Genomic DNA, 3997 nt, shown 5'->3' with positions numbered 1-3997 from the left:
GTGGTGCGCGAGCCGAAGCTGTTTCTGTTCGACGAGCCGCTGTCGAACCTCGATGCCGCGCTGCGTGTCAACACGCGGCTCGAGATCGCGCAATTGCACCGCCGGCTGAAGGCGACGATGATCTACGTCACCCACGACCAGGTCGAGGCGATGACCCTGGCCGACAAGATCGTGGTGCTCAACGCAGGGAAAATCGAGCAGATCGGTGGCCCGATGGAGCTCTACAATTCGCCGGCAAATGAGTTCGTCGCCGGCTTCATCGGCTCACCGAAGATGAATTTCGTCGACGGCGCCCGTCTCGGCGAAACCGCCAGGACCATCGGCGTGCGGCCGGAACATCTGACCGTCGATCCGAAATCCGGCTCCTGGAAGGGAACGGTGGTGCACGCCGAGCATCTCGGCGCCGACACCAACCTCTATCTCGACTGCGAGAAGGCCGGGCTGATCACCGTGCGGATTTTTGGTGTTTACGATGCCGAGCCGGGTGCCACGCTGTATGCGACGCCGGATCCGGCGAAGACGTATCGGTTTGGTGCGGATGGGAAGGTGCTGAAGTAGATACGCCGGCGCAGCCCCCTCACCCAGCCTCCGCTTCGCTCGGCTGACCTCTCCCCGAGGGGAGAGGAGATTGTCAGCGCCGACGCCAGTCTCTTCTCCCCAGCGGGGAGAAGGTGGCCGCGAAGCGGCCGGATGAGGGGGCAGCGCCGACCCCGAAATGTACTGCCTAAACGTCCGCCTTGAACGTCTGCTTCTGCTGCCCCAGGCCTTCAATGCCCAGTTCAACCACATCGCCGGCCTTCAAGAACACCGGCGGCTTCATGCCCAGCCCGACGCCGGGCGGCGTGCCGGTGGAGATGATGTCGCCGGGGTGCAGCGACATGAACTGGCTGAGATAGGAAACCAGATACTTGACGCCATAGACCATGGTCTTGGTCGAGCCGTTCTGCATCGTCTTGCCGTTGACGGTCAGCCACATTTTGAGGTTCTGCGGGTCGGCCACTTCGTCTTTGGTCACCAGCCATGGGCCGGTCGGGCCGAAGGTGTCGCAGCTCTTGCCCTTGGTCCACTGGCCCTGGCGCTCGGCCTGGAAGGCGCGTTCGGAGACGTCGTGGGCAACGCTATAGCCGGCAACATAGTCGAGCGCATCGGCCTCGCTGACATATTTGGCGGTTTTGCCGATGACCACGGCCAGCTCGACTTCCCAGTCGGTCTTCTCCGAGCCGCGGGGGATCAGCACGTCGTCATCCGGCCCGACAATGGCCGAGCTTGCCTTCATGAAGATGATCGGCTCCGGCGGCACGGTGGCGCCGGTCTCGGCGGCGTGGTCGGAATAGTTCAGGCCGATGCAGATGAACTTGCCCGTGCCGGCAACGCAGGCGCCGAGGCGCGGGCTGCCGGAAACCGCCGGCAGCGACTTCGGATCTAGCTTGGCGAGTGCTGCCAGCGATGCCGGATCGAGTGCCTTGCCGCCGATATCGGTGACGTGAGCGGAGAGATCACGGATCGTTCCATCCGCATCGAGCAGGCCGGGACGTTCGCTTCCCACCTCGCCATAGCGCAGCAGTTTCATCTAAATCCTTCTCCTGATTGCGGCCTCGCGGCCTTTTGCAAACTTTCCGCCAAGGCGATTGCTCCTTCAAGGAACCGGCGGACCGTACTCACCGACCTGACTACGGACAAGCGCGATCGCCATACAAGATAGCCGGCGCGCGGGATTTTCAGACTGTTCGATCCCCTGTTGAACGCCGGCAACGGGCCAGATCGTCCGGCCCACGCAAGATTCCGCAGTCAGATCGACCAGCCGCCGTCGATATTGTAGGCCTGCCCGGACGTGTACGTGGCGCCGGCCAGGTAGACGGCCAGATCGGCGATTTCCTCCGGCGTGCCGAGCCGGCCCATCGGCTGGCGGGCGATGAAGGCGGCGCGGGCGGCATCATAGTCGCCTTGCGCGTGCATGCGGTCCTGCAGCGACGGGCTCTCGACCGTGCCGGGGCAGATGGCGTTGCAGCGTATGCCCTTGCCGACATAGTCGGCGGCTATCGCCTTGGTCAGGCCGATGACCGCGGCCTTGGTCAGGCCATAGACGAAGCGGTTGGGCACGCCCTTGGTGGAACTGGCCAGCGAGGCCATGTTGATGATCGATCCGTCGCCGCGTTCCAGCATGCCGGGCAGCACGGCCCGGCTGGTGCGGATCATGGCGCGGACATTGAGGTTCAGCGCGAAATCGAGGTCGCCGTCCTTCATCTCCAGGATCGAGCCCGAATGGACGAAACCGGCGCAATTGAACAGCACGTCGACGACACCGATCTCGGCAAAGGCGGCGTTGACGGCTTCGTCGTTGAGCACGTCCAGCTTGCGGGTCTTGATCCCTGGCGTCTTGGCGAGTTCCGCCAGCAGCGTCTCGTTGATGTCGGTGGCGTAGACGATGGCGCCGGCTTTTGCGAAGGCCAGTGCGCTCGCCTTGCCGATCCCTTGCGCCGCTGCCGTGACGACAACGACCTTGCCTGCCAGATCCGCCATGCTGTTCTCCTCGTCCGCTGGGATAGTCCGGGTCTACCTGCGGCTGGCCAAGGCGTCATGTGCCAGTCACGCGTGATCGTGCAGCCTGCGCCGTTGACCGTTCACTGATAAAGATGTTTTTTCTCGTTAAAGAACATCTGTCCGGGCGTCAAGCCCGAACACGATCTGAACAGTACCGGCAGGCCATCAATCGCCGTAAGGCACCCAGACATTCTTGACCTCGACGGCGCGGCGTAGGAAGGCGTCGCCGGCGGCTTGGTCGGATGCCCAGTCGATGCCGCGGCCATTGCCGCTCCAGACGCGCTTGAGGTTGCCGATGGACTCGGCTTCCGCCTTGGCGCAGGTCTCGGCATCGGCGAGCACCCAAAGCCCGTCGACATCGTCATGCTTGGCCAGCACGCCGGCGAGTTCGGCGCTGCGACCGGTGACGATGTTGATGGCGCCTGAGGGAATGTCGGAATATTCGATGACCTGGTAAAGATCGGTCGCCAGCAGCGGGTAGCGCTCCGACGGCACTGCGACCACGGTGTTGCCCATCGCAAGTGCGGGTGCAATCAGCGAGATCAGGCCGAGCAGCGGCGAGGCATCCGGCGCGACGATGCCGACGACGCCGACCGGCTCGTGCAGCGCCAATGTCACGGCACGCGCGGGCGGTTGGTGCACGCGGCCCTCGAATTTGTCGGCCAGACCGGCATAGAGGAACAGCCGCTCGATGGATTGTTCTACCTCTTCCCGCGCGGCCTTGGGCGTGGCGCCGGTCAATTCGGTGAGACGGGCGGCGAACTCGCCGGCGCGGCCGGAAAGGTTCTCGGCCAGATAATAGAGCACCTGGGACCTGTTATAGGCGGTCGCCTCCGGCCAGGCCTTGGCACCGCGGGCGGCGGAGACGGCATCGCGGATATCCTTGCGGCTACCGAGCCCAACTTCGCCGGCAAGCTTGCCTTTGGCGGTGGCGATGGCGAGCGAATAATTGCCGTCCGGCCGTACCTGCTTGCCGCCGATGAACAGCTTTGCCGTACGGTCGATTGCCGCGCCGTCGGCCTGCTCGACCGGTTGCGCCGACATCGTCGCCGGCTTGATGACCGGGCCGAGCGGCAATTTTGCCGTGAGATATTCGAACATACCCTCGCGCCCGCCCTCACGACCGAAACCACTCTCGCGGTAGCCGCCGAAGCCACAGGCGGCGTCGAACATGTTGGTGCCGTTGACCCAGACCACGCCGGCCTTCAATTGCGGCGCGACGTGCAGGGCAAGGTTGACGTTCTCGCTCCACACCGAGGCGGCGAGGCCATAGCGCGTGTTGTTGGCGAGCTCGATCGCTTCCTCGGTGTTGCGGAAGGTCATGGTCGCCAGAACAGGGCCGAACACCTCTTCTTGCGCCAATATGTTAGCTGGCGAAACACCTGTGGCGAGCGTCGGCAGATGGTAGTAGCCGGAGGACGGCAGCCCGGCATCCGGCTGCCAGCAAACAGCGCCC

Annotated in this window: 4 protein-coding genes; 1 reads left to right on the top strand and 3 read right to left on the bottom strand. The window is 64.2% G+C overall.

Translation table 11 applies throughout. The annotated features are described in order from the left end of the window. Positions 1-558: TOBE domain-containing protein (locus ENZ75_RS24060; RefSeq protein ID WP_128278359.1), on the top strand; the 558-nt coding region annotated here is incomplete at its 5' end. Positions 559-724: 166 nt separating this feature from the next. Here ENZ75_RS24060 and ENZ75_RS24055 read toward each other — a convergent pair. The 3 genes from ENZ75_RS24055 to ENZ75_RS24045 all read right to left on the bottom strand — a co-directional run. Continuing rightward, positions 725-1570 carry a fumarylacetoacetate hydrolase family protein gene (locus ENZ75_RS24055; protein ID WP_024502142.1) on the bottom strand — a complete coding sequence of 282 codons (846 nt, stop codon included), beginning with the start codon at positions 1568-1570 and terminating at the stop codon, positions 725-727. Positions 1571-1788: 218 nt separating this feature from the next. After that, positions 1789-2520, bottom strand: coding sequence for an SDR family oxidoreductase (locus ENZ75_RS24050; protein WP_013528567.1), 732 nt, complete (start codon positions 2518-2520; stop codon positions 1789-1791). Between the two features lie 186 nt (positions 2521-2706). Then, positions 2707-3997, bottom strand: a 1291-nt coding sequence (locus tag ENZ75_RS24045; RefSeq protein WP_128278358.1) for an aldehyde dehydrogenase family protein, incomplete at its 5' end; no start/stop codon positions are given.

The organism is Mesorhizobium sp. M7A.F.Ca.CA.002.04.1.1 (genome assembly GCF_004022805.1).
Classification (GTDB): Bacteria; Pseudomonadota; Alphaproteobacteria; order Rhizobiales; family Rhizobiaceae; genus Mesorhizobium; species Mesorhizobium ciceri.
The sequence above is the reverse complement of the archived record's forward strand: the minus strand, read 5'-3'. Positions and strand labels throughout refer to the sequence as shown.

Bases quoted from the DNA above. Each gene is read 5' to 3' on its own strand.
- ENZ75_RS24055 (WP_024502142.1), bottom strand. From the start codon at position 1,570: ATGAAACTGCTGCGCTATGGCGAGGTGGGAAGCGAACGTCCCGGCCTG.
- ENZ75_RS24050 (WP_013528567.1), bottom strand. From the start codon at position 2,520: ATGGCGGATCTGGCAGGCAAGGTCGTTGTCGTCACGGCAGCGGCGCAA.